Annotated in this window: 35 protein-coding genes; all 35 read left to right on the top strand. The window is 55.1% G+C overall.

Annotated elements, in window-relative coordinates; all coding sequences use genetic code 11:
- Positions 1 to 26: 26 nt before the first annotated feature.
- The 35 genes from rpoC (at position 27) to bfr (ending at position 24925) form a co-directional block, all read left to right on the top strand.
- Positions 27 to 4226 (top strand): DNA-directed RNA polymerase subunit beta', encoded by a 4200-nt coding sequence (gene rpoC, locus AC1RME_RS24625; RefSeq protein WP_096823078.1) that lies wholly within the window; start codon positions 27 to 29, stop codon positions 4224 to 4226.
- Between the two features lie 215 nt (positions 4227 to 4441).
- Positions 4442 to 4813 carry a 30S ribosomal protein S12 gene (gene rpsL / locus AC1RME_RS24620; RefSeq protein WP_003186084.1) on the top strand — a complete coding sequence of 124 codons (372 nt, stop codon included), beginning with the start codon at positions 4442 to 4444 and terminating at the stop codon, positions 4811 to 4813.
- A gap of 108 nt (positions 4814 to 4921) precedes the next feature.
- Positions 4922 to 5395, top strand: coding sequence for a 30S ribosomal protein S7 (rpsG, locus tag AC1RME_RS24615; protein WP_007916467.1), 474 nt, complete (start codon positions 4922 to 4924; stop codon positions 5393 to 5395).
- A gap of 30 nt (positions 5396 to 5425) precedes the next feature.
- The gene (gene fusA, locus AC1RME_RS24610) at positions 5426 to 7531 is read left to right on the top strand and encodes an elongation factor G (protein ID WP_096823079.1); all 2106 of its coding nucleotides are present in this window, start codon (positions 5426 to 5428) and stop codon (positions 7529 to 7531) included.
- A 31-nt stretch (positions 7532 to 7562) separates the two neighbouring features.
- A complete protein-coding gene (gene tuf, locus AC1RME_RS24605) occupies positions 7563 to 8756 on the top strand; it encodes an elongation factor Tu (protein ID WP_024014521.1) in 1194 nt (397 codons plus the stop codon).
- 157 nt (positions 8757 to 8913) lie between these two features.
- A complete protein-coding gene (gene rpsJ, locus AC1RME_RS24600; protein ID WP_003186070.1) occupies positions 8914 to 9225 on the top strand; it encodes a 30S ribosomal protein S10 in 312 nt (103 codons plus the stop codon).
- Positions 9226 to 9305: 80 nt separating this feature from the next.
- A complete protein-coding gene (rplC, locus tag AC1RME_RS24595) occupies positions 9306 to 9941 on the top strand; it encodes a 50S ribosomal protein L3 (protein ID WP_007955641.1) in 636 nt (211 codons plus the stop codon).
- 12 nt (positions 9942 to 9953) lie between these two features.
- Positions 9954 to 10556, top strand: coding sequence for a 50S ribosomal protein L4 (gene rplD / locus AC1RME_RS24590; protein WP_003228735.1), 603 nt, complete (start codon positions 9954 to 9956; stop codon positions 10554 to 10556).
- Complete coding sequence (gene rplW, locus AC1RME_RS24585; RefSeq protein WP_002555488.1) at positions 10553 to 10852, top strand: 50S ribosomal protein L23; 300 nt, start codon at positions 10553 to 10555, stop codon at positions 10850 to 10852. Before rplD ends, rplW begins: the two co-directional genes overlap by 4 nt.
- A 14-nt stretch (positions 10853 to 10866) precedes the next feature.
- Positions 10867 to 11691, top strand: coding sequence for a 50S ribosomal protein L2 (gene rplB / locus AC1RME_RS24580; protein WP_003186055.1), 825 nt, complete (start codon positions 10867 to 10869; stop codon positions 11689 to 11691).
- A 16-nt stretch (positions 11692 to 11707) separates the two neighbouring features.
- Positions 11708 to 11983, top strand: coding sequence for a 30S ribosomal protein S19 (rpsS, locus tag AC1RME_RS24575; RefSeq protein ID WP_011336172.1), 276 nt, complete (start codon positions 11708 to 11710; stop codon positions 11981 to 11983).
- An 11-nt stretch (positions 11984 to 11994) separates the two neighbouring features.
- Positions 11995 to 12327 (top strand): 50S ribosomal protein L22, encoded by a 333-nt coding sequence (gene rplV, locus AC1RME_RS24570; RefSeq protein WP_003103908.1) that lies wholly within the window; start codon positions 11995 to 11997, stop codon positions 12325 to 12327.
- 13 nt (positions 12328 to 12340) lie between these two features.
- Positions 12341 to 13027 carry a 30S ribosomal protein S3 gene (gene rpsC, locus AC1RME_RS24565; protein WP_003176422.1) on the top strand — a complete coding sequence of 229 codons (687 nt, stop codon included), beginning with the start codon at positions 12341 to 12343 and terminating at the stop codon, positions 13025 to 13027.
- A gap of 12 nt (positions 13028 to 13039) precedes the next feature.
- Positions 13040 to 13453, top strand: coding sequence for a 50S ribosomal protein L16 (rplP, locus tag AC1RME_RS24560; protein ID WP_003228729.1), 414 nt, complete (start codon positions 13040 to 13042; stop codon positions 13451 to 13453).
- Positions 13453 to 13644, top strand: a complete 192-nt coding sequence (rpmC, locus tag AC1RME_RS24555) for a 50S ribosomal protein L29 (RefSeq protein WP_002555481.1) — start codon at positions 13453 to 13455, stop codon at positions 13642 to 13644. The genes rplP and rpmC overlap by 1 nt, the downstream gene beginning before the upstream one ends.
- Positions 13645 to 13646: 2 nt before the next feature.
- Positions 13647 to 13913: a 30S ribosomal protein S17 gene (gene rpsQ / locus AC1RME_RS24550; RefSeq protein WP_003194644.1), complete on the top strand. Its 267-nt coding sequence runs from the start codon at positions 13647 to 13649 to the stop codon at positions 13911 to 13913.
- 23 nt (positions 13914 to 13936) lie between these two features.
- Complete coding sequence (gene rplN, locus AC1RME_RS24545) at positions 13937 to 14305, top strand: 50S ribosomal protein L14 (protein WP_002555479.1); 369 nt, start codon at positions 13937 to 13939, stop codon at positions 14303 to 14305.
- 11 nt (positions 14306 to 14316) lie between these two features.
- Complete coding sequence (rplX, locus tag AC1RME_RS24540; protein ID WP_003186046.1) at positions 14317 to 14631, top strand: 50S ribosomal protein L24; 315 nt, start codon at positions 14317 to 14319, stop codon at positions 14629 to 14631.
- Positions 14632 to 14651: 20 nt separating this feature from the next.
- Positions 14652 to 15191 carry a 50S ribosomal protein L5 gene (gene rplE, locus AC1RME_RS24535; RefSeq protein WP_003210069.1) on the top strand — a complete coding sequence of 180 codons (540 nt, stop codon included), beginning with the start codon at positions 14652 to 14654 and terminating at the stop codon, positions 15189 to 15191.
- Between the two features lie 13 nt (positions 15192 to 15204).
- Complete coding sequence (rpsN, locus tag AC1RME_RS24530; protein WP_003228726.1) at positions 15205 to 15510, top strand: 30S ribosomal protein S14; 306 nt, start codon at positions 15205 to 15207, stop codon at positions 15508 to 15510.
- Positions 15511 to 15719: 209 nt separating this feature from the next.
- Complete coding sequence (rpsH, locus tag AC1RME_RS24525) at positions 15720 to 16112, top strand: 30S ribosomal protein S8 (protein ID WP_003228724.1); 393 nt, start codon at positions 15720 to 15722, stop codon at positions 16110 to 16112.
- A 12-nt stretch (positions 16113 to 16124) separates the two neighbouring features.
- The gene (gene rplF, locus AC1RME_RS24520) at positions 16125 to 16658 is read left to right on the top strand and encodes a 50S ribosomal protein L6 (RefSeq protein WP_025129400.1); all 534 of its coding nucleotides are present in this window, start codon (positions 16125 to 16127) and stop codon (positions 16656 to 16658) included.
- A gap of 10 nt (positions 16659 to 16668) precedes the next feature.
- Positions 16669 to 17019: a 50S ribosomal protein L18 gene (rplR, locus tag AC1RME_RS24515; protein ID WP_003186037.1), complete on the top strand. Its 351-nt coding sequence runs from the start codon at positions 16669 to 16671 to the stop codon at positions 17017 to 17019.
- Between the two features lie 3 nt (positions 17020 to 17022).
- Positions 17023 to 17523, top strand: a complete 501-nt coding sequence (gene rpsE / locus AC1RME_RS24510; protein ID WP_007955637.1) for a 30S ribosomal protein S5 — start codon at positions 17023 to 17025, stop codon at positions 17521 to 17523.
- 2 nt (positions 17524 to 17525) lie between these two features.
- Complete coding sequence (rpmD, locus tag AC1RME_RS24505; protein WP_003176408.1) at positions 17526 to 17702, top strand: 50S ribosomal protein L30; 177 nt, start codon at positions 17526 to 17528, stop codon at positions 17700 to 17702.
- 3 nt (positions 17703 to 17705) lie between these two features.
- On the top strand, positions 17706 to 18143 hold the full coding sequence (gene rplO, locus AC1RME_RS24500; RefSeq protein ID WP_003228720.1) for a 50S ribosomal protein L15: 438 nt from the start codon (positions 17706 to 17708) through the stop codon (positions 18141 to 18143).
- Positions 18144 to 19472 carry a preprotein translocase subunit SecY gene (secY, locus tag AC1RME_RS24495; protein ID WP_003228718.1) on the top strand — a complete coding sequence of 443 codons (1329 nt, stop codon included), beginning with the start codon at positions 18144 to 18146 and terminating at the stop codon, positions 19470 to 19472. It abuts the gene before it with no gap.
- 27 nt (positions 19473 to 19499) lie between these two features.
- Positions 19500 to 19616, top strand: a complete 117-nt coding sequence (gene rpmJ / locus AC1RME_RS24490) for a 50S ribosomal protein L36 (protein WP_002555468.1) — start codon at positions 19500 to 19502, stop codon at positions 19614 to 19616.
- A gap of 130 nt (positions 19617 to 19746) precedes the next feature.
- Entirely contained in the window at positions 19747 to 20103 is a 357-nt protein-coding gene (gene rpsM / locus AC1RME_RS24485) for a 30S ribosomal protein S13 (RefSeq protein ID WP_009045849.1), read from the top strand.
- 30 nt (positions 20104 to 20133) lie between these two features.
- Positions 20134 to 20523, top strand: coding sequence for a 30S ribosomal protein S11 (gene rpsK, locus AC1RME_RS24480; RefSeq protein ID WP_002555466.1), 390 nt, complete (start codon positions 20134 to 20136; stop codon positions 20521 to 20523).
- Positions 20524 to 20541: 18 nt separating this feature from the next.
- Positions 20542 to 21162: a 30S ribosomal protein S4 gene (gene rpsD, locus AC1RME_RS24475; RefSeq protein WP_003176404.1), complete on the top strand. Its 621-nt coding sequence runs from the start codon at positions 20542 to 20544 to the stop codon at positions 21160 to 21162.
- A 22-nt stretch (positions 21163 to 21184) separates the two neighbouring features.
- Positions 21185 to 22186 (top strand): DNA-directed RNA polymerase subunit alpha, encoded by a 1002-nt coding sequence (locus AC1RME_RS24470; protein WP_003186012.1) that lies wholly within the window; start codon positions 21185 to 21187, stop codon positions 22184 to 22186.
- A 42-nt stretch (positions 22187 to 22228) separates the two neighbouring features.
- Entirely contained in the window at positions 22229 to 22615 is a 387-nt protein-coding gene (gene rplQ / locus AC1RME_RS24465; protein WP_007955635.1) for a 50S ribosomal protein L17, read from the top strand.
- A gap of 238 nt (positions 22616 to 22853) precedes the next feature.
- Positions 22854 to 24308: a catalase gene (locus AC1RME_RS24460; protein ID WP_096820723.1), complete on the top strand. Its 1455-nt coding sequence runs from the start codon at positions 22854 to 22856 to the stop codon at positions 24306 to 24308.
- 149 nt (positions 24309 to 24457) lie between these two features.
- A complete protein-coding gene (bfr, locus tag AC1RME_RS24455; RefSeq protein WP_085733015.1) occupies positions 24458 to 24925 on the top strand; it encodes a bacterioferritin in 468 nt (155 codons plus the stop codon).
- The last annotated feature ends 36 nt before the right edge of the window (positions 24926 to 24961 follow it).

Genomic DNA, 24961 nt, shown 5'->3' with positions numbered 1-24961 from the left:
TCTCTGCTCCGCCAGGAGGAAAGGCCTTGAAAGACCTACTGAATTTGCTGAAAAACCAGGGTCAAGTCGAAGAGTTCGACGCCATCCGTATCGGATTGGCCTCGCCTGAGATGATCCGCTCGTGGTCGTTCGGTGAAGTTAAAAAGCCGGAAACCATCAACTACCGTACGTTCAAACCTGAGCGTGACGGTCTGTTCTGCGCCAAGATCTTTGGCCCGGTAAAGGATTACGAGTGCCTGTGCGGTAAGTACAAGCGCTTGAAGCACCGTGGTGTGATCTGCGAGAAGTGCGGCGTTGAAGTTGCACTGGCCAAGGTTCGTCGTGAGCGCATGGCGCACATCGAACTGGCTTCGCCGGTTGCCCACATCTGGTTCCTGAAATCGCTGCCGTCCCGTATCGGCCTGCTGATGGACATGACCCTGCGTGATATCGAACGCGTTCTCTACTTCGAGAGCTATGTCGTTATCGACCCGGGCATGACCACTCTTGAAAAAGGTCAGCTGCTGAACGACGAGCAGTACTTCGAAGCGCTGGAAGAGTTCGGTGATGACTTCGACGCCCGCATGGGTGCTGAAGCTGTCCGTGAACTGCTGCACGCCATCGATCTGGAACACGAGATTGGCCGTCTGCGTGAAGAAATTCCGCAAACCAACTCCGAAACCAAGATCAAGAAGCTGTCCAAGCGTCTGAAGTTGATGGAAGCCTTCCAGGGCTCCGGCAACCTGCCAGAGTGGATGGTGCTGACCGTTCTGCCGGTTCTGCCGCCAGATCTGCGTCCACTGGTTCCACTGGATGGCGGTCGTTTCGCGACTTCCGACCTCAACGATCTGTATCGTCGAGTGATCAACCGTAACAACCGTTTGAAGCGCCTGCTGGATCTGTCCGCTCCGGACATCATCGTGCGCAACGAAAAGCGTATGTTGCAGGAAGCTGTCGACGCACTGCTCGACAACGGTCGTCGTGGCCGCGCTATCACAGGTTCCAACAAGCGTCCTCTGAAATCCCTGGCTGACATGATCAAGGGTAAGCAAGGTCGTTTCCGTCAGAACTTGCTCGGTAAGCGTGTTGACTACTCCGGTCGTTCGGTAATTACCGTAGGTCCGACCCTGCGTCTGCACCAGTGCGGTCTGCCGAAGAAGATGGCTCTCGAGCTGTTCAAACCGTTCATTTTCGGCAAGCTGGAAATGCGTGGTCTCGCTACCACCATCAAAGCGGCCAAGAAAATGGTCGAGCGCGAGCTGCCGGAAGTTTGGGACGTTCTCGCTGAAGTGATTCGCGAACACCCGGTTCTTCTCAACCGTGCACCGACCCTTCACCGTCTGGGTATCCAGGCGTTTGAACCGGTACTGATCGAAGGTAAGGCTATCCAGCTGCACCCTCTGGTCTGCGCCGCGTACAACGCCGACTTCGACGGCGACCAAATGGCCGTGCACGTACCGCTGACGCTGGAAGCCCAGCTGGAAGCGCGTGCGTTGATGATGTCGACCAACAACATTCTGTCGCCAGCCAACGGTGAGCCAATCATCGTTCCGTCGCAGGACGTTGTATTGGGTCTGTACTACATGACCCGTGAAGCGATCAACGCCAAGGGCGAAGGTCGTGTGTTCGCGGATCTGCAGGAAGTTGACCGTGTGTTCCGTGCCGGCGAAGCCGCACTGCACGCCAAGATCAAGGTTCGTATCAACGAAACCGTGAACGATCGTGACGGCAACAGCGTGAGCGGTACCCGTATCGTCGACACCACTGTCGGCCGTGCGCTGCTGTTCCAGGTTGTGCCAAAAGGTCTGTCGTTCGACGTCGTCAACCTGCCGATGAAGAAAAAGGCGATCTCCAAGCTGATCAACCAGTGCTACCGCGTGGTTGGTCTGAAAGAGACCGTGATCTTCGCTGACCAGTTGATGTACACCGGTTTTGCCTACTCGACCATTTCCGGCGTTTCCATCGGTGTTAACGACTTCGTTATCCCGGATGAAAAAGCCCGCATCATCGGTGCAGCCACCGACGAAGTGAAAGAGATCGAGAGCCAGTACGCCTCCGGCCTGGTAACCCAGGGCGAGAAGTACAACAAAGTGATCGACCTTTGGTCGAAAGCGAACGACGAAGTCTCCAAGGCGATGATGGCCAACCTCTCGAAAGAGAAAGTCATCGACCGTCACGGCGTCGAAGTCGATCAAGAGTCGTTCAACTCGATGTACATGATGGCTGACTCGGGTGCGCGGGGTTCCGCAGCACAGATCCGTCAGCTGGCCGGTATGCGTGGTCTGATGGCCAAGCCGGACGGCTCCATCATTGAAACGCCGATTACTGCGAACTTCCGTGAAGGTTTGAGCGTACTTCAGTACTTCATCTCCACTCACGGTGCTCGTAAAGGTCTGGCGGATACCGCGTTGAAAACTGCGAACTCGGGTTACCTGACTCGTCGTCTGGTAGACGTTGCGCAGGATCTGGTTGTAACCGAGATCGATTGCGGCACCGAACACGGTCTGCTGATGACTCCGCACATTGAAGGCGGTGACGTTGTAGAGCCGTTGGGTGAGCGCGTATTGGGTCGTGTTATCGCCCGTGACGTATTCAAGCCGGGTACCGAGGACGTCATCGTTCCTGCTGGCACCCTGGTAGACGAGAAGTGGGTCGAGTTCATCGAGCTGAACAGCATCGATGAAGTGATCGTGCGTTCGCCGATCAGCTGCGAAACCCGCTATGGCATTTGCGCCAAGTGCTACGGCCGTGATCTGGCTCGTGGTCACCAGGTGAACATCGGTGAAGCGGTCGGCGTTATCGCTGCCCAGTCCATCGGTGAGCCGGGTACCCAGCTGACGATGCGTACGTTCCACATCGGTGGTGCGGCAAGCCGTACTTCCGCAGCCGACAGCGTTCAGGTGAAGAATGGCGGTACCGTCCGTCTGCACAACCTGAAACACGTTGAGCGTGTGGATGGCAACCTGGTTGCTGTGTCCCGTTCCGGTGAGCTGGCAATCGCTGATGACTTCGGTCGTGAGCGCGAGCGTTACAAGCTGCCGTACGGTGCTGTGATTTCGGTTAAAGAAGGTGACAAGGTCGACGCTGGCGCAATCGTGGCCAAGTGGGATCCGCACACTCACCCGATCGTTACCGAAATGAAAGGTACCGTGACCTACGTGGGCATGGAAGAAGGCATCACGATCAAGCGTCAGACTGACGAATTGACCGGTATGACCAACATTGAAGTACTCGATGCCAAAGACCGTCCGGCTGCCGGCAAGGACATCCGTCCTGCGGTGAAGATGGTCGATGACAACGGCAAGGATCTGTTGCTGCCAGGCACTGACGTTATCGCTCAGTACTTCCTGCCAGCCAACGCCCTGGTCGGTGTTGCGGACGGTGCGAAGATTGCGATCGGTGACGTTATCGCTCGTATCCCGCAAGAAACTTCGAAAACCCGTGACATCACCGGTGGTCTGCCGCGTGTTGCCGACCTGTTCGAAGCCCGTCGTCCGAAAGAAGCGTCGATTCTGGCTGAAGTCAGCGGCACCATCGCGTTCGGTAAAGAGACCAAGGGCAAGCGCCGTCTGGTCATCACTCCGAACGACGGTAGCGATCCGTATGAAGAGCTGATTCCGAAGTGGCGTCACCTGAACGTGTTCGAAGGCGAACAGGTAAACCGCGGCGAAGTTATCTCCGACGGCCCGAGCGATCCGCACGACATCCTGCGTCTGCTGGGTGTGAGCGCGCTGGCCAAGTACATCGTTAACGAGATCCAGGACGTTTACCGTCTGCAAGGCGTGAAGATCAACGACAAGCACATCGAGACCATCCTGCGTCAGATGCTGCGTAAAGTTGAGATCTCCGAGTCCGGCGACTCCAGCTTCATCAAGGGCGACCAGATGGAACTGACTCACGTACTGGTAGAGAACGAGCGTCTGAACGCGGAAGACAAATTTGTCTCCAAGTTCACCCGCGTTCTGCTGGGTATCACCAAGGCGTCGTTGTCGACCGAATCGTTCATCTCCGCGGCTTCCTTCCAGGAAACCACCCGCGTACTGACCGAAGCGGCCGTAACCGGCAAGCGCGATTACCTGCGCGGCCTGAAAGAAAACGTGGTCGTGGGTCGTCTGATCCCGGCTGGTACCGGTCTGGCTTATCACAGCGAGCGTAAACGTCGCCGTGATGCAGACAAACCGTTGCGCGTAAGCGCCAGTGAAGTGGAAGCTGCACTGACCGAAGCGCTGAACTCGAGCGGTAACTGAGTTCTGCGAAAAATGAGCTAAGGCCCTGATCGAACCGTTCATCGAATCGAGACAATTTGTCGAGGTTCGACGAGCGGGGAGGTCGGGGCCTTGCCTTGACTGGGGACAAGATCCTCTTTAGACTCTTGATCCCCTAAATTTGGCGGGAATTCGTTCCTGCCATTTTGCTTTTCTTGCAAGACAATAGCGTCGCAAGACAACAGTGGAGCTAGTAGATGGCAACTATCAACCAGCTGGTACGTCAGCCGCGTAAGCGTATCGTCGAGAAATCCGACGTACCTGCGCTGCAGAACTGCCCGCAACGTCGTGGCGTGTGCACCCGTGTGTACACCACTACGCCGAAAAAACCTAACTCGGCACTGCGTAAAGTATGCCGTGTGCGTCTGACCAACGGTTTCGAGGTTTCCTCGTACATCGGTGGTGAAGGCCACAACCTGCAAGAGCACAGCGTGGTACTGATCCGCGGCGGTCGTGTAAAAGACTTGCCAGGTGTTCGTTACCACACCGTTCGCGGCTCCCTGGATACTTCCGGTGTTAAAGGTCGTAACCAAGGTCGTTCGAAGTACGGTACCAAGCGTCCGAAGTAATCGGCCGTTTTGCAGATTTTCATTTTATTGAGTCGATAAGAGTAAGGTCGGGCGCGCATCCTCTGGATCTGTCCCGAGCTAACCTGAAGACCGTTTGAGGGCTTATCAATGCCAAGACGTCGCGTAGCAGCAAAGCGTGAGATTCTGGACGATCCGAAATACGGAAGCCAAATCCTCGCCAAATTCATGAACCACGTTATGGAAAGCGGCAAGAAAGCCGTTGCCGAGCGTATCGTTTATGGTGCCCTGGAAACCGTTGCGACCCGTAAGGCTGGCACCGATCCCCTGGAACTCTTCGAAAAAGCACTCGACGCCATCGCTCCGCTGGTCGAAGTGAAGTCGCGCCGCGTTGGTGGTGCTACTTACCAGGTTCCGGTCGAAGTTCGTCCGTCCCGTCGTAACGCTCTGGCAATGCGCTGGTTGGTAGACTTCGCCCGTAAGCGCGGCGAGAAGTCTATGGCTCTGCGCTTGGCTGGCGAGCTGCTGGATGCTGCTGAAGGTAAAGGTGCTGCTGTTAAGAAGCGTGAAGACGTGCACCGTATGGCCGAAGCTAACAAAGCTTTCTCGCACTACCGCTTCTAATTTTAGCTTCACTAATTTTGCGAGGGCTTTATGGCTCGTACTACTCCGATTAGTCGCTACCGTAACATCGGTATCGTCGCTCACGTGGATGCTGGTAAAACCACCACCACCGAGCGCGTCCTTTTTTACACTGGCAAAAGTCACAAAATGGGCGAGGTGCATGACGGCGCCGCGACCACAGACTGGATGGTTCAGGAGCAGGAGCGTGGTATTACCATTACTTCTGCTGCCATTACCGCCTTCTGGAAAGGTTCCGAGAAGCAGTACGCTCACGAGCATCGCTTCAACGTAATCGATACCCCGGGCCACGTAGACTTCACCATTGAAGTAGAACGTTCCCTGCGCGTACTCGACGGCGCTGTCGTTGTGTTCTGCGGTACTTCGGGTGTTGAGCCTCAGTCGGAAACCGTATGGCGTCAGGCCAACAAATACGGCGTTCCACGTCTTGTTTACGTAAACAAGATGGACCGTGCTGGTGCCAACTTCCTGCGCGTGATCGGTCAGATCAAACAGCGTCTGGGTCACACTCCGGTGCCGATCCAGCTGGCTATCGGTTCGGAAGACAACTTCCAGGGCCAGATCGACCTGATCAACATGCAAGCCGTTTACTGGAACGACTCTGACAAGGGTATGGTTCCGGTTCGCAAGGAAATTCCTGCGGACATGGCTGAGCTGGCTGCTGAGTGGCGCAACAACATGGTTGAGGCTGCTGCCGAAGCCAACGAAGACCTGATGAACAAGTACCTGGAAGGCGAAGAGCTGTCGATCGAAGAGATCAAGGCTGCTCTGCGTGCACGTACTATCGCCGGCGAAATCGTTCTGGCTGTTTGCGGTTCTTCCTTCAAGAACAAGGGTGTTCCCCTGGTTCTCGACGCCGTTATCGACTTCCTGCCTGCTCCGACCGACATTCCTGCTATCAAGGGTTCCAACCCTGATAACGAGGAAGAGGAAATGGAGCGTCACGCAAGCGACGACGAGCCGTTCGCGGCCCTGGCGTTCAAGATCGCTACCGACCCATTCGTGGGTACCTTGACCTTCGTCCGTGTTTACTCGGGCGTGTTGAACTCCGGCGACGGCGTGATCAACTCGGTTAAAGGCAAGAAAGAGCGCGTGGGTCGTATGGTGCAAATGCACGCAAACGCCCGTGAAGAGATCAAGGAAGTACGCGCTGGCGACATCGCGGCCCTGATCGGCATGAAGGACGTCACCACTGGTGAAACCCTCTGCAACGCTGACAAGCCAATCATCCTGGTTCGCATGGACTTCCCGGAGCCGGTTATTTCGGTTGCCGTAGAGCCTAAGACCAAGGATGACCAGGAAAAAATGGGTATCGCTCTGGGCAAGCTTGCTCAGGAAGACCCGTCTTTCCGCGTTAAAACTGATGAAGAGACTGGTCAAACGATCATCTCCGGCATGGGCGAGCTGCACCTGGACATCCTGGTTGACCGGATGCGCCGTGAGTTCAACGTCGAAGCCAACATCGGCAAGCCTCAAGTTTCGTACCGTGAGCGCATCACGAAGAACTGCGAAATCGAAGGCAAGTTCGTTCGTCAATCCGGTGGTCGTGGTCAGTTCGGTCACTGCTGGATCCGTTTTGCTCCTGCTGACGAAGGTCAGGAAGGTCTGCAATTCGTGAACGAAGTAGTAGGTGGTGTGGTTCCTAAGGAATACATCCCGGCTATCCAGAAGGGTATCGAAGAGCAGATGAAGAACGGCGTTGTTGCCGGCTATCCGCTGATCGGCCTGAAGGCTACCGTGTTCGATGGTTCTTACCACGACGTCGACTCCAACGAGATGGCGTTTAAAGTGGCTGCTTCCATGGCGACCAAGCAACTGGCCCAGAAGGGCGGTGGTGAGCTGCTTGAGCCGATCATGGCGGTAGAGGTTGTTACGCCTGAAGACTATATGGGTGATGTGATGGGCGACCTTAACCGTCGTCGCGGCATGATCCAGGGTATGGAAGACACAGTGTCCGGCAAGGTTATCCGTGCCGAGGTTCCACTGGGTGAGATGTTCGGTTATGCGACCGACGTCCGTTCCATGTCCCAGGGTCGCGCAAGCTACTCTATGGAATTCAAAAAATACGATACGGCTCCGTCGCACATCGTCGAATCCGTTACCAAAAAACAAGGCTGATTCAGCCCCTTTAGGCTAGGAGTTAATTGTCGTGGCTAAAGAAAAATTTGATCGTTCCCTACCGCACGTAAACGTTGGCACCATCGGTCACGTTGACCACGGTAAAACCACTCTGACCGCTGCTCTGACTCGCGTCTGCTCCGAAGTTTTCGGTTCGGCCGTAGTTGAATTCGACAAGATCGACAGCGCTCCAGAAGAAAAAGCTCGTGGTATCACCATCAACACCGCGCACGTTGAGTACAACTCGACTATTCGTCACTATGCTCACGTTGACTGCCCAGGTCACGCTGACTACGTGAAGAACATGATCACTGGTGCTGCCCAGATGGACGGCGCGATCCTGGTTTGCTCGGCCGCTGATGGTCCGATGCCACAAACCCGTGAGCACATCCTGCTGTCCCGTCAGGTAGGCGTTCCGTACATCGTGGTTTTCCTGAACAAGGCTGACCTGGTAGACGACGCTGAGCTGCTGGAACTGGTTGAGATGGAAGTTCGTGACCTGCTGTCGACCTACGACTTCCCAGGCGACGACACTCCGATCATCATCGGTTCGGCTCGTATGGCGCTGGAAGGCAAAGACGACAACGAAATGGGCACCACTGCCGTTCGTAAACTGGTTGAAACTCTGGATACCTACATCCCTGAGCCAGTTCGTATGATCGACAAGCCATTCCTGATGCCAATCGAAGACGTATTCTCGATCTCGGGTCGCGGTACTGTTGTGACTGGTCGTATCGAGCGCGGTATCGTTCGCGTTCAAGACGCTCTGGAAATCGTTGGTCTGCGTGACACCACCACCACCACCTGCACCGGTGTTGAGATGTTCCGCAAGCTGCTGGACGAAGGTCGTGCTGGCGAGAACTGCGGCGTTCTGCTGCGTGGCACCAAGCGTGACGACGTTGAGCGTGGTCAGGTTCTGGTTAAGCCGGGTTCGGTTAAGCCGCACACCAAGTTCACCGCAGAAGTTTACGTTCTGAGCAAGGAAGAAGGCGGTCGTCACACTCCGTTCTTCAAAGGCTACCGTCCACAGTTCTACTTCCGTACTACTGACGTGACTGGTAACTGCGAGCTGCCAGAAGGCGTTGAAATGGTAATGCCAGGTGACAACATTCAGATGACTGTTACCCTGATCAAAACCATCGCGATGGAAGACGGTCTGCGTTTCGCTATCCGTGAAGGCGGTCGTACCGTCGGCGCTGGCGTCGTAGCCAAAATCATCGAGTAATCTCTTTTTTGAGATAGCTTTGATGAGTTGAAAAAGCCCCCGCTTAGCGGGGGCTTTTTTATTGGGTTGACACCTATCTGGGGCGTCTATAGAATTGCGCCTCCTTTTAACGGGCGTATTGCGCCCGGTGGGAATAGCAGCCGGAGTCTGAAATCCAATGCAAAATCAGCAAATCCGTATCAGGTTGAAGGCTTTTGACCATCGCCTGATCGACCAATCAACCCAGGAAATCGTGGAAACCGCGAAACGTACTGGTGCTCAAGTGCGTGGTCCAATTCCACTGCCTACCCGTAAAGAGCGGTTTACCGTTCTGGTTTCCCCGCACGTCAACAAAGACGCGCGTGACCAGTACGAAATCCGCACTCATAAGCGCGTTCTGGACATCGTCCAGCCAACGGATAAAACCGTTGATGCACTTATGAAGCTTGATCTTGCGGCCGGTGTGGAAGTGCAGATCAGCCTCGGCTAAGACTCGGTCTTAGTCGTGTAACGCTCTGAAATGGGCGGCCATAGCGGGTGAAAGCCCCGTACACTCATGAGGTTTACAACATGACTATTGGTGTAGTCGGTCGTAAAGCGGGTATGACCCGTATTTTCACCGAAGAAGGTGTCTCCATTCCGGTCACGGTCATTGAGATCGAGCCGAATCGCGTCACCCAGTTCAAAACTGAAGAAACCGATGGCTATCGTGCAGTGCAAGTCACTGTCGGCGAGCGTCGTGCTTCCCGTGTAACAGCTGCTCAGGCTGGCCACTTCGCTAAAGCGAACGTTGCCGCTGGTCGTACCGTAATGGAATTCCGCCTTGAAGAAGGCGAGTACCAGGCCGGCGATCTGATCAACGCTGAAATCTTCGCCGCTGGTCAACTGGTTGATGTAACCGGTCAGTCCAAAGGTAAAGGCTTCCAGGGTACGATCAAGCGTTGGAATTTCCGCGGGCAAGATAACACCCACGGTAACTCCGTATCCCACCGCGTCCCAGGCTCTATCGGCCAGTGCCAGACTCCTGGTCGTGTATTCAAGGGCAAAAAAATGTCCGGTCATATGGGCGCTGAGCGCGTGACCGTGCAGTCCCTGGAAGTAGTGCGCGTGGACGCTGAACGCAATCTGTTGTTGGTCAAGGGTGCTGTTCCTGGCGCTACTGGCGGCAACCTGGTTGTACGTCCAGCAGCCAAGGCTCGCGGTTAAGGGGAAGCTGACATGCAATTAAATGTAAATGACGCTCAAGCGATCGAAGTTTCCGAACTGACATTTGGCGGCGAGTTCAACGAGACGCTGGTTCACCAAGCAGTCGTGGCCTACATGGCCGGCGGCCGTCAAGGTAGCAAGCAGCAAAAGACCCGTTCCGACGTTCGTGGTGGCGGTAAGCGCCCATGGCGTCAGAAAGGTACTGGCCGTGCTCGTGCCGGTACTATCCGTAGCCCAATCTGGCGCGGCGGCGGCACCACTTTCGCAGCTCGTCCACAAGATCACTCCCAGAAGCTGAACAAGAAGATGTACCGCGCAGCAATGCGTTCCATCCTTGCTGAGCTGGTGCGTACTGATCGTCTGGTTGTGGTTCAGGATTTCGCAGTTGAAACTCCGAAAACCAAAGACCTGCTGGGCAAACTGAACAACATGAGCCTGACCGACGTTCTGATCGTGTCGGACGCTGTTGATCAGAACCTGTACCTGGCTGCTCGCAACCTGCCACACGTAGATGTACGTGACGTGCAAGGTTCCGATCCAGTTAGTCTGATCGCATACGACAAGGTGTTGATCACCGTGTCGGCCGTGAAGAAATTCGAGGAGCTGCTGGGATGAACCAGGAACGCGTATTTAAAGTTCTGCTTGGCCCGCACGTTTCCGAGAAGGCTACGGTTCTGGCAGACAAGAAAGGCCAGTTCGTTTTCAAGGTTGCTACTGACGCAACCAAGCTGGAAATCAAGAAGGCCGTCGAAAGCCTGTTCAGCGTGAAAGTTGAGCGTGTTACTACCCTGAATGTTCTGGGTAAGAGCAAGCGCACCGCTCGCGGTCTGGGCAAGCGTAATGACTGGAAGAAGGCAGTTATCTCCCTTCAGCCAGGCCAAGATCTCGATTTCAGCAGCAGTGCTGAGTAAGGAAGGGGTGCATCATGGCAATCGTTAAATGCAAACCGACTTCCCCTGGCCGCCGTTTTGTGGTCAAGGTGGTCAACCAGGAGCTGCATAAAGGCGCTCCTCACGCACCGCTGCTCGAGAAAAAATCGAAGTCTGGTGGTCGTAACAACAATGGCCGTATTACCACTCGTCACATCGGTGGTGGTCATAAGCAGCATTATCGTCTGGTCGACTTCCGTCGCAACGACAAAGATGGCATCGCTGCCACTGTCGAGCGTATCGAATACGATCCAAACCGTACTGCTCACATCGCTCTGCTGCTGTACGCAGATGGCGAGCGTCGCTACATCATCGCCCCTAAAGGCGTGAGCGCTGGCGACCAGCTGATCGCAGGTGCTCTGGCACCGATCAAGCCGGGCAACGCTCTGCAACTGCGCAACATTCCAGTTGGTAGCACCGTACACGGCATCGAACTGAAGCCAGGTAAAGGCGCACAAATCGCTCGTTCCGCTGGTGCTTCGGCTCAGCTGATCGCTCGTGAAGGCGTTTACGTGACCCTGCGTCTGCGTTCCGGTGAAATGCGTAAAGTACTGGCTGAATGCCGTGCGACCCTGGGCGAAGTCTCGAACTCCGAGCACAGCCTGCGTTCGCTGGGTAAAGCTGGTGCCAAGCGCTGGCGTGGCGTTCGCCCAACCGTTCGTGGTGTTGCCATGAACCCGGTTGACCACCCACATGGTGGTGGTGAAGGTCGTACCTCTGGTGGTCGTCATCCGGTATCGCCATGGGGCTTCCCGACTAAGGGCGCGAAGACTCGTGGTAATAAGCGTACCGACAAAATGATCGTCCGTCGTCGCAAGTAAATAGAGGGATACGACAGTGCCACGTTCTCTGAAAAAAGGTCCTTTTATTGATCTTCACCTACTGAAGAAGATCGAAGTGGCGGCGGAAAAGAACGATCGCAAACCAATTAAGACTTGGTCGCGTCGTTCGATGATCCTGCCACAAATGGTCGGTCTGACCATCGCAGTACACAACGGTCGTCAGCACGTCCCAGTTCTCGTTAACGAAGACATGGTCGGCCACAAACTGGGCGAGTTCGCCGGTACCCGCAACTATCGCGGGCACGTGGCAGACAAGAAAGCCAAGCGTTAAGGGGTAAGGAAATGGAAGTAGCCGCTAAGTTGTCGGGCGCTCGAATCTCCGCCCAGAAAGCCCGCTTGGTCGCCGACCAGATCCGCGGGAAGAAGGTGGGCGAAGCGCTCAACCTGTTGGCTTTCAGCAGTAAGAAAGCCGCCGAGATCATGAAAAAAGTGCTGGAGTCGGCCGTAGCCAACGCCGAGCATAACGAAGGCGCAGACGTTGATGACCTGAAGGTCAGCACCGTTTTCGTCAACGAAGGGCGTTCGCTGAAGCGCATCATGCCACGTGCCAAAGGCCGTGCTGATCGCATCGTCAAGCGGTCTTGCCATATCACTGTCAAGGTTGCTGACAAGTAACGGAGTCGAAGAGATGGGTCAGAAAGTACATCCCATTGGCATTCGCCTGGGAATCGTCAAGGAGCACACCTCCGTCTGGTACGCAGACGGTCGGACTTATGCGGACTACTTGTTCGCTGATCTGAAGGTGCGTGAATACCTCCAAGACAAACTAAAAAGCGCGTCCGTAAGCCGTATCGATATCCATCGTCCGGCCCAAACTGCACGCATCACCATCCACACCGCTCGTCCAGGTATCGTTATCGGGAAGAAAGGTGAAGATGTTGAGAAACTGCGTCAGGACCTGACCAAGCAAATGGGTGTGCCTGTGCACATCAATATCGAAGAGATCCGCAAGCCGGAACTCGACGGTATGCTGGTTGCGCAGAGCGTAGCTCAGCAGCTGGAGCGTCGCGTAATGTTCCGTCGCGCTATGAAGCGCGCTGTACAAAACGCCATGCGCATTGGTGCCAAAGGCATCAAAATCCAAGTGAGCGGTCGTCTCGGCGGTGCTGAAATCGCACGTACTGAATGGTATCGCGAAGGTCGTGTGCCACTGCACACCCTGCGTGCCGACATCGACTATGCCAACTACGAAGCTCACACCACTTACGGTGTGATCGGTGTAAAGGTTTGGATCTTCAAGGGCGAAGTAATTGGTGGTCGCCAAGAAGAACTGAAACCACAAGCACCAGCGCCTCGTAAAAAAGCTGCTAAGTAAGGGGTACGCCAAATGTTGCAACCAAAGCGTACGAAGTTCCGCAAGCAGATGACCGGCCACAACCGTGGTCTGGCACTGCGCGGTAGCAAAGTCAGCTTCGGCGAGTTCGCGCTGAAGTCTGTAGCTCGTGGTCGTCTCACCGCTCGTCAGATCGAGTCAGCGCGTCGTGCTCTGACCCGTCACGTAAAACGTGGCGGCAAGATCTGGATCCGTGTATTCCCGGACAAGCCGATCTCCAAGAAACCTCTCGAGGTTCGTATGGGTAAAGGTAAGGGTAACGTGGAGTACTGGGTTGCCCAGATTCAGCCAGGCAAAGTCCTGTATGAAATCGAGGGTGTTTCTGAAGAGCTGGCGCGTGAGGCTTTCGCCCTGGCTGCTGCAAAGCTGCCGCTCGCCACCTCCTTTGTTAAACGGACGGTGATGTGATGAAAGCGAATGAACTTCGTGAAAAATCCGCACAGCAGCTGAACGAGCAACTGCTCGGCTTGCTGCGCGACCAGTTCAATCTGCGTATGCAGAAAGCAACTGGCCAGTTGGGGCAGTCTCATCTGCTCTCGCAAGTTAAGCGTGACATCGCTCGCGTGAAGACTGTGCTCAACCAGCAGGCAGGTAAGTGATCATGGCTGAAGCCGAAAAAACTGTCCGTACGCTGACTGGCCGTGTTGTCAGCGACAAGATGGACAAAACCATCACCGTTCTGATCGAGCGTCGCGTTAAGCACCCGATCTACGGTAAATACGTTAAGCGTTCGACTAAGCTGCACGCGCACGACGAAACCAATCAGTGCCACATCGGCGACAAAGTCACTATTCGTGAAACTCGTCCGATGGCCAAGACCAAGTCTTGGGCGCTGGTTGATGTTCTCGAACGCGCTGTGGAAGTCTAAGGGCTAGGGGTCGGAGAAATTATATGATTCAGACTCAATCCATGCTCGATGTGGCCGATAACAGCGGCGCTCGCCGCGTTATGTGCATCAAGGTGCTGGGTGGCTCCCATCGTCGTTACGCTGGTATCGGTGACATCATCAAAGTTACCGTGAAGGAAGCAATTCCTCGCGGTAAGGTGAAAAAAGGCCAAGTGATGACTGCTGTTGTAGTCCGCACTCGTCACGGCGTACGTCGTGCTGATGGCTCCATTATCCGCTTTGATGGCAACGCTGCTGTTCTTCTGAACAACAAGCAAGAGCCGATCGGCACCCGTATCTTTGGGCCAGTGACCCGTGAACTTCGTACTGAGAAGTTCATGAAGATCGTCTCGCTCGCCCCAGAAGTGCTGTAAGGAGATCCGACATGCAAAAGATTCGTCGTGACGACGAGATCATCGTGATCGCCGGCAAAGACAAAGGTAAGCGCGGTAAGGTGCTGAAGGTTCTTGCTGACAACCGTCTGGTTGTTGGTGGTCTGAACCTGGTCAAGCGTCATACCAAGCCTAACCCGATGTCGGGCGTACAGGGCGGTATCGTCGAGAAAGAAGCGCCACTGCACGCTTCTAACGTCGCCATCTTCAACGGCGAAACCAACAAGGCTGACCGCGTTGGTTTCAAAGTAGAAGACGGTAAAAAAATTCGTGTCTTCAAGTCGACCCAAAAAGCGGTTGATGCTTGAACACTGCTAGGTAGAAGACCATGGCACGACTAAAAGAGATTTACCGGAAGGAAATCGCTCCGAAACTTAAGGAAGAACTTAAGCTTTCGAACGTGATGGAAGTTCCGCGCGTTACCAAAATCACCCTGAACATGGGTCTGGGCGAAGCGATCGGCGACAAAAAAGTCATCGAGCACGCTGTTGCTGACCTGGAAAAGATCACCGGCCAGAAAGTCGTTGTGACCTACGCTCGCAAATCCATCGCTGGCTTTAAAGTCCGTGAAGGTTGGCCGATCGGCGTCAAAGTGACCCTGCGCCGTGAGCGTATGTACGAGTTCCTGGATCGTCTGCTGTCGATCTCCCTGCCTCGGGTTCGCGACTTCCGCGGCCTGAATGCCAAGTCCTTCGATGGTCGTGGCAACTACAGCATGGGCGTGAAAGAGCAGATCATTTTCCCGGAAATCGATTACGACAAGATCGATGCTCTCCGCGGTCTGGACATTACCCTGACCACCACTGCCAAGAACGATGATGAAGGCCGCGCTCTGCTGCGTGCTTTCAAATTCCCGTTCCGCAACTGATTGGAGTAGGAAAATGGCCAAGAAGAGCATGAAAAACCGTGAGCTGAAGCGTCAGCTCACCGTTGCCAAGTACGCCACCAAGCGTGCAGCGCTGAAAGCTATCATCGTTGATCTGAACGCAAGTCCAGAAGCGCGTTGGGAAGCTACCGTAGCTCTGCAGAAGCAGCCACGTGACGCAAGCGCTTCGCGCATGCGTAACCGCTGCCGCCTGACTGGTCGTCCGCACGGCGTTTACCGCAAGTTCGGCCTGGGCCGTAACAAGCTGCGTGAAGCTGCAATGCGTGGTGACGTTCCAGGTCTGGTTAAAGCCAGCTGGTAATTGCTGTCAAAGTCTCGATGGTCGGGTTCGCAAGAACCTGACCATCGGTGGCCTTGAACATGAATCAAGCCCCTTTTGGGGCTTGATTCATTTCTGGGGTATGTCTAGAATGACCGGCTCGCCTGAGCCCGTGTTTTTTATGCCCGGAATTTCTCGGCGACAAGTAGTAGCCGCAAGGCTAATTTTTCTGTATTAGGAGCGTCTAGCCCATGAGTATGCAGGACCCGTTAGCGGACATGCTAACTCGAATCCGTAATGCCCAGATGGCTGAAAAGTCCGTCGTAAGCATGCCTTCTTCCACGTTGAAGGTGGCTGTAGCTAAAGTCCTGAAGGACGAAGGTTACATCGCGGGTTATCAGATCAGCAGCGAAACAAAACCACTGCTGTCTATCGAGCTGAAATATTTCGAAGGCCGTCCGGTCATCGAAGAAGTCAAGCGCGTTAGCCGTCCAGGCCTGCGTCAGTACAAGTCCGTCGAAGATCTGCCAAAAGTACGTGGCGGTCTCGGTGTGTCTATCGTCTCCACCAACAAAGGTGTGATGACTGATCGTGCTGCGCGCGCTGCCGGTGTCGGCGGCGAAGTTCTTTGCACTGTGTTCTAAGGGGGGATAAGCATGTCTCGCGTCGCTAAGAACCCCGTTAAGCTGCCAGCCGGTGTCGAAGTCAAATTCGCAGGCCAACAGCTTTCGGTGAAGGGTGCCAAGGGCACTCTCGAACTGAACGTCCATTCGTCCGTTGAGATCGTTGAAGAAGCCGGTGAGCTGCGTTTTGCTGCTCGCAATGGCGATCAACAAACTCGCGCAATGGCCGGTACCACTCGTGCGTTGGTTAACAACATGGTCCAGGGCGTAAGCCAAGGCTTCGAGCGCAAGCTCCAGCTGGTCGGTGTTGGTTACAAAGCGCAAGCAAAAGGCACAGTGCTGAACCTGGCTCTTGGCTTCTCGCACCCAGTGGATTATGAACTGCCGGAAGGCATCACCGCTGAGACCCCTAGCCAGACCGATATCCTGATCAAGGGCATCGACAAGCAGCTGGTAGGTCAAGTGGCCGCCGAGATCCGCGACTTCCGTCCACCAGAGCCGTACAAAGGCAAAGGTGTGCGCTACGCGGACGAAGTCGTCCGTCGTAAAGAAGCCAAGAAGAAGTAGGGCATAGCAAATGACCGACAAAAAAGTTACTCGACTGCGTCGCGCTCGCAAAGCACGCCTGAAAATGCACGAACTCGAAGTCGTGCGTCTCTGCGTGTTCCGCTCGTCGCAGCACATCTACGCCCAGGTCATTTCGGCCGACGGCAACAAAGTCCTGGCAAGCGCCTCGACTTTGGATAAAGAACTGCGTGATGGCGCCACTGGCAACATCGACGCGGCCACTAAGGTTGGCCAGCTGGTCGCTACGCGTGCTAAGGCCGCTGGCGTCTCGCAGGTGGCTTTCGACCGCTCTGGCTTCAAGTACCACGGCCGCGTTAAAGCGCTGGCTGATGCTGCTCGTGAAGCTGGGCTGGAGTTCTAAGTTATGTCAAATAACGACCAAAAGCGCGACGAAGGCTACATTGAGAAGCTGGTTCAAGTTAACCGCGTAGCCAAAACCGTTAAAGGCGGCCGTATCTTCACTTTCACCGCGTTGACCGTGGTTGGTGATGGTAAAGGGCGTGTTGGCTTCGGCCGTGGCAAGTCGCGTGAAGTGCCTGCTGCGATCCAGAAGGCAATGGAAGCTGCTCGCCGCAACATGATCCAGGTTGATCTGAACGGCACCACTCTGCAGTACGCAATGAAGTCCGCTCACGGCGCTTCGAAGGTGTACATGCAGCCTGCTTCTGAAGGTACCGGTATCATCGCTGGCGGCGCTATGCGTGCTGTCCTCGAAGTTGCTGGCGTTCAGAACGTTCTGGCCAAGTGCTACGGCTCGACTAACCCTGTAAACGTGGTTCACGCCACTTTCAAGGGTCTGAAGGCTATGCAGTCTCCTGAGTCCATCGCAGCCAAGCGTGGCCTGCGTGTTGAGGAGATCAAGTAATCATGGCTACCGTTAAAGTTACGCTGATCAAAAGCATGACCGGCCGCATCCCTAACCACAAACTGTGCGTTAAGGGTCTGGGTCTGCGTCGCATCGGTCACACTGTAGAAGTCCAGGATACTCCCGAGAATCGCGGGATGATCAACAAGGCTTACTACATGCTGCGTGTCGAGGGTTAATCGATGAAACTCAATGATCTGAGTCCAGCGCCGGGTTCCCGTCGCGAAAAGCATCGTCCGGGCCGTGGTATCGGTAGTGGTTTGGGTAAGACTGGTGGCCGTGGTCACAAAGGTCAGACCTCCCGCTCCGGTGGCACTATTGCTCCAGGCTTTGAAGGCGGTCAACAGCCGCTGCATCGTCGCCTGCCGAAGTTCGGTTTCGTTTCCCTGAAGGCCATGGACCGCGCAGAAGTGCGTCTGTCCGAGCTGGCTAAAGTGGAAGGCGACATCGTCACCGTGCAGTCCCTGAAAGATGCCAACGTGATCAACGTCAACGTACAGCGTGTGAAAATCATGCTGTCCGGTGAAGTGACTCGCGCTGTCACTATCGGCAAGGGAATCGGCGCCACCAAAGGTGCGCGTGCGGCTATCGAAGCAGCTGGCGGCAAGTTCGAGGAATAAATGGCTAAGCAAGGTGCTCTCTCTGCGCTCGGCAAAGGCGGTATGTCTGAACTCTGGGCTCGTCTGCGTTTTCTGTTCCTGGCGATTATCGTCTACCGAATAGGCGCACACATCCCGGTTCCAGGTATCAACCCGGACCGACTCGCGGACCTGTTTCGACAGAATGAGGGGACCATTCTTAGCTTGTTCAACATGTTTTCCGGCGGCGCGCTGGAGCGGATGAGCATTTTTGCACTGGGGATCATGCCGTACATTTCGGCATCGATCATCATGCAACTGATGACAGCCGTCAGCCCGCAGCTGGAGCAGTTGAAGAAGGAAGGTGAAGCTGGCCGTCGCAAGATCAGCCAGTACACCCGCTACGGCACCGTCGTCCTCGCTCTCGTCCAGGCCATTGGCATGTCCATTGGTCTGGCGGGGCAGGGCGTTGCGTTCACTGGTGACTTTGGCTTCCATTTCGTCGCGGTATCCACTTTTGTGGCTGGTGCGATGTTCATGATGTGGCTGGGTGAGCAGATTACTGAGCGTGGTGTAGGCAACGGTATCTCGATGTTGATTTTTTCGGGTATCGTCGCCGGTCTTCCGAGAGCAATCGGGCAGTCTTTCGAGTCTGCGCGTCAGGGTGATATCAACATCTTCGCCTTGGTTGCCATCGGTTTGCTGGCAGTAGCGATTATCGGTTTCGTGGTGTTCATTGAGCGTGGTCAGCGTCGTATCGCCGTTCACTACGCCAAGCGTCAGCAAGGCCGCAAGGTTTTCGCTGCGCAGACTAGCCACTTGCCGCTGAAGGTGAACATGGCCGGTGTTATTCCGGCTATTTTCGCGAGCAGCATTTTGCTGTTCCCGGCTTCGCTGGGTGCCTGGTTCGGTCAGTCTGAAGGTATGGGCTGGTTGCAGGACATCTCGCAGTCGATCGCTCCTGGTCAGCCGTTGAATATTCTGCTGTTTAGTGCAGGGATTATTTTCTTCTGCTTCTTCTATACGGCGTTGATGTTCAATCCGAAAGACGTAGCGGAAAACCTGAAGAAGTCCGGTGCCTTTATTCCGGGCATCCGTCCAGGTGAGCAGTCCGCGCGCTACATTGATGGCGTTCTGACTCGCTTGACCATGTTCGGTGCTCTTTACATGACGGCCGTGTGCCTGTTGCCCCAGTTCCTGGTGGTTGCAGCAAACGTTCCGTTCTACCTTGGCGGGACCTCGTTGCTGATCGTGGTCGTGGTTGTGATGGACTTCATGTCCCAAGTACAATCGCACCTCGTTTCGCACCAGTACGAATCCCTGATGAAGAAAGCCAACCTGAAGGGTTACGGCAGCGGCATGTTGCGCTGAGTACCCATAAGGTTCGAGGAGTTGGTGATGAAAGTTCGTGCATCGGTGAAAAAGCTGTGCCGTAACTGCAAGATTATTCGCCGCGAAGGTGTTGTTCGAGTAATTTGCAGCGCGGAACCGCGTCACAAACAGCGCCAAGGCTGAGTGTGATTGTGCTTCAAGCCCGGCAGCTAGTGCGCTGCCGGGTTGATTATTTGTTATTACAGCGATATTATCTCGCGCCCTATTTCTTGGCTTCCGGGGCGTAGGTAGCTGTCAATTGGAGTCCCACTGAATGGCCCGTATTGCAGGCGTTAACATTCCAGATAACAAGCATACTGTTATCTCGCTGACCTACATCTATGGTGTTGGTCGCACTACTGCACAGAAGATTTGTGCAGAGACTGGGGTAAACCCAGCCGCAAAGATCAAGGATCTGAGCGACGAGCAGATTGAACAGCTGCGTGGCGAAGTGGCGAAGTTCACCACTGAAGGTGACCTGCGTCGCGAAATCAACATGAAAATCAAGCGCTTGATGGACCTCGGTTGCTATCGCGGTCTGCGTCATCGTCGTGGTCTGCCAGTACGCGGTCAGCGTACCAAGACCAACGCGCGTACCCGTAAAGGTCCGCGTAAGCCGATCCGCAAGTAATCGCCCCAGCGAATCGACAGGAATTTAATCATGGCAAAACCTGCTGCTCGTCCTCGTAAAAAAGTTAAAAAGACAGTGGTTGATGGCATCGCCCACATCCATGCTTCTTTTAACAACACCATCGTGACCATTACCGACCGTCAAGGTAACGCTCTTTCCTGGGCTACCTCCGGTGGTTCGGGTTTCCGCGGTTCCCGCAAGTCCACCCCGTTCGCTGCTCAAGTAGCTGCTGAGCGTGCTGGTCAAGCTGCGCTGGAATACGGCCTGAAAAACCTCGACGTGAACGTCAAGGGTCCAGGTCCAGGTCGTGAATCCGCAGTCCGCGCTTTGAACGGCTGTGGCTACAAGATCGCCAGCATCACCGACGTGACGCCAATCCCGCACAACGGGTGCCGTCCGCCGAAGAAGCGCCGCGTGTAATCCAGGAGATTGTAAAGAATGGCTCGTTACATTGGTCCAAAATGCAAACTCGCTCGTCGCGAAGGCACCGATCTCTTCCTGAAGAGCGGCGTGCGCGCGATCGAATCGAAGTGCAACATTGAAGCAGCACCTGGTATCCACGGCCAACGCCGCGGTCGCCAGTCCGACTACGGCACCCAACTGCGTGAAAAGCAGAAGGTCCGTCGTATCTACGGCGTTCTCGAGCGTCAATTCAGCGGCTACTACAAAGAAGCTGCTGGCAAGAAAGGTGCAACCGGTGAAAACCTGCTGCAACTGCTCGAATGCCGTCTGGACAACGTCGTATACCGTATGGGCTTTGGTTCGACTCGTGCCGAATCCCGTCAGCTGGTATCGCACAAGTCGATCAGCGTTAACGGTCAGACCGTAAACGTTCCTTCGTACCAGGTTCGTGCTGGTGACGTGGTCGCTGTTCGCGAGAAAGCAAAAAATCAACTTCGCATTGTCCAAGCTCTCGATCTGTGTGCTCAACGTGGCCGCGTAGAGTGGGTAGAAGTAGACACTGAGAAGAAGTCGGGCGTTTTCAAGAACGTTCCTGCTCGCAGTGATCTGTCCGCCGACATCAACGAAAGCCTGATTGTCGAGCTCTACTCCAAGTAAGGGCTAGAAAATAGGTGCATCCATGCAGATTTCGGTAAATGAGTTCCTGACACCCCGCCATATTGATGTGCAGGTTGTCAGTCCAACCCGCGCCAAGATCACTCTCGAGCCTCTCGAGCGTGGTTTCGGCCACACCCTGGGCAACGCGCTGCGCCGCATCCTGTTGTCCTCAATGCCCGGCTGCGCAGTAGTCGAGGCCGAGATTGACGGTGTGCTCCACGAGTACAGCGCCATCGAAGGTGTACAGGAAGACGTAATTGAAATCCTGTTGAACCTTAAAGGTCTGGCTATCAAGCTGCACGGCCGTGACGAAGTTACGCTGACCTTGTCGAAGAAGGGTTCGGGGGTGGTTACCGCTGCCGATATTCAGCTGGATCATGATGTCGAGATCGTTAATCCCGATCACGTAATCGCTAACCTGGCGTCTAACGGCGCCCTGAACATGAAGCTCACCGTAGCTCGTGGTCGTGGTTATGAACCAGCAGACTCGCGTCAGAGCGATGAAGACGAAAGCCGCAGCATCGGTCGCTTGCAGCTTGACTCTTCGTTCAGCCCGGTTCGCCGTATCGCATACGTGGTGGAAAACGCCCGTGTCGAACAGCGTACCAACCTGGACAAGCTGGTTATTGATCTGGAAACCAACGGTACTCTGGATCCTGAAGAGGCTATCCGTCGTGCTGCAACCATCCTGCAACAGCAGTTGGCTGCGTTCGTCGACCTCAAAGGTGACAGTGAGCCAGTGGTTGTCGAGCAGGAAGACGAGATCGATCCGATCCTGCTTCGCCCGGTTGACGATCTGGAACTGACTGTACGTTCGGCTAACTGCCTTAAGGCGGAAAACATCTATTACATCGGTGACCTGATCCAGCGCACCGAAGTAGAGCTGTTGAAGACTCCGAACCTGGGCAAGAAATCCTTGACTGAAATCAAGGACGTTCTGGCCTCCCGCGGTCTGTCCCTCGGCATGCGCCTCGACAACTGGCCGCCTGCAAGTCTTAAGAAGGACGACAAGGCGACTGCCTGATCGTCGTAATCACCGAACGTAGTGTTTGGTAAGGAATGAACCATGCGTCATCGTAAAAGTGGTCGCCACCTGAGCCGCACCAGCTCGCACCGCAAGGCCATGTTCCAAAACATGGCAGTGTCGCTGTTCGAGCACGAGCTGATCAAAACTACTCTGCCAAAAGCCAAAGAACTGCGCCGCGTTGCCGAGCCGCTGATCACTCTGGCCAAGACAGACAGCGTTGCTAACCGTCGTCTGGCTTTCGACCGTACTCGTTCGAAAGCTATCGTTGGTAAGCTCTTCAACGACCTGGGCAAGCGTTACGCTACCCGTGAGGGTGGCTACCTGCGCATCCTCAAGTGCGGTTTCCGCGCTGGCGACAATGCGCCTATGGCGTACGTCGAACTGGTTGATCGTGCTGTCGGCGGTGAAGCTGTATCCGCTGAGTAAGACGTCAGTCTGAAACAAAGAACCGGGCTTAGTGCCCGGTTTTTTGTGCCCGCAAGAAATGCGCGGTTCGTACAAGCTTCTACCCTGTTTGTGTCTGCACTATGTGTGGGGATTTATCGTTAGCTTTTTTCTATTGATGACCATGAGTTAATGAATTTGTGGCTGTCATGTTGATGATCGATACTCCCCAACAAGCCGATTAGCCGGCAGTTCAAGACTGACAGAGGAAGAAGATCGCATGAGCCAGAACAAGACGCTTACGACTGCCAGCGGTGCGCCAGTCGCCGATAACCAGAACTCCCGCTCTGCCGGGCCGCGTGGTCCGTTGCTGCTCGATGACTTTCACTTGATCGAGAAGCTTGCCCATTTCAACCGTGAAAACATTCCTGAGCGCCGCGTGCACGCCAAGGGCTCGGGCGCCTACGGTACTTTCACCGTCACTCGCGATATCACGCAGTACACCAGCGCCAAACTGTTCTCTGTGGTGGGTAAGCAGACACCAACCTTTCTGCGTTTTTCCACGGTGGGTGGTGAGCGTGGCTCGGCTGACACCGAACGCGATCCTCGTGGCTTTGCCCTGAAGTTCTACACCGAAGAAGGCAACTGGGACATCGTCGGCAACAACACGCCAGTGTTCTTCATTCGTGATCCGCTGAAATTCCCCGACTTTATCCACACCCAGAAACGCCTGCCGCAGAGCAATCTGAAAAGTGCGCAGATGATGTGGGATTTCTGGTCGCACTCGCCTGAGGCACTGCACCAGGTCACCATTCTGTTTTCTGACCGAGGTATTCCTGACGGCTACCGCCACATGCACGGCTTCGGCAGTCACACCTATAGCTTGATCAGTGCGCAAGGCGAACGTCATTGGGTGAAGTGGCACTACAAAACCAAGCAAGGGATCAAGAACCTTGCGCCGGCAGATGCGGCACGCCTGGCGGGTACCGATCCTGATTACGCGCAACGTGATCTGTTCGAGGCCATTGAGCGCGGCGACTTCCCGAAATGGAGCGTGTGCATCCAGATCATGACCGAAGCCCAGGCCGCAGCACATTACGAGAACCCGTTTGACGTGACCAAGACCTGGTCGCAGAAGGAGTTCCCGCTGATCGAAGTCGGAGAGCTGGAGTTGAATCGCAACCCGCTGAACTACTTCGCCGAAGTCGAGCAAGCTGCATTCGGCCCGAGCAACATGGTCCCGGGTGTTGGTCTTTCGCCGGATCGCATGCTGCAAGGTCGCGTGTTTGCCTACGCCGATGCGCATCGCTATCGCGTAGGCACCAATCACCAGCAACTGCCGGTGAACGCCCCACGCAGTCCAGTGAATACCTACCAGCGTGATGGTTCGATGGCTTTTGGCAGCAACGGTGGTGCGACGCCTAACTACGAGCCGAACAGCTACGTAGAGTCGCCAAAGCAGGCGCCGCATTACGCTGAGCCTGCGCTGGCCTTGAGTGGCGCGGCTGATCGCTACGATCACCGCGAAGACACCGACTACTACAGCCATGCCGGTGCGCTGTTCCGTTTGATGAGCGACGAACAGAAAGCGCTGTTGGTCAGCAACATTGCCGGTGCGATGACGGGTGTTTCGAGTGATGTCGTCGACCGCCAGTTGCAGCATTTCTACAAGGCCGACCCGGCGTATGGAGAAGCAATCGCAAAGCTGCTCAACGTACAGCTTAACGAAGTCTAAACGAGAAGCAGAACCGCCCTCATTAGGGCGGTTTTTGCGTGATTTAACCTGCTTTTCTCAGAATATCTTCGCTTTTATTGCGCGAAGTGAGTGACCTCGCAGTCAGGTTGGTTCAAACTACAGACTTTCAAGAAGGGAGATGTAGGGCGATGCAAGGCCACCCAGACGTTATCGATTACCTCAACACGTTGCTGACCGGCGAACTGGCCGCGCGTGACCAATATTTCGTTCACTCGCGGATGTATGAGGACTGGGGATTCACCAAGCTCTACGAACGAATCAACCACGAGATGGAAGAAGAAGCCGGTCATGCTGACGCTTTGATGCGCCGCATTCTGATGCTGGAAGGCACACCGCGCATGCGTCCGGATGACCTGGACGTCGGCACCACGGTGGAGACCATGCTCGAAGCGGATCTGCGCCTTGAGTACAAGGTGCGTGCCGCGCTGTGCAAAGGCATTGAGCTGTGCGAAAAGAATGGCGACTACGTAAGCCGCGACATCCTCAAGCTTCAGTTGCACGACACCGAAGAAGACCACACCTACTGGCTAGAAAAGCAGTTGGGCCTGATCAAGCTGATCGGCATTCAGAACTACCTGCAATCTCACACATCCTGATTGCGTCAGATACAAAAAAGCCCCTGTCACTGGTGA

The sequence above is a fragment of the Pseudomonas sp. GW822-FHT03F08 genome, from assembly GCF_058801265.1.
Note: the sequence above shows the minus strand (reverse complement) of the source record. Positions and strands in the feature narration are given on the sequence as shown.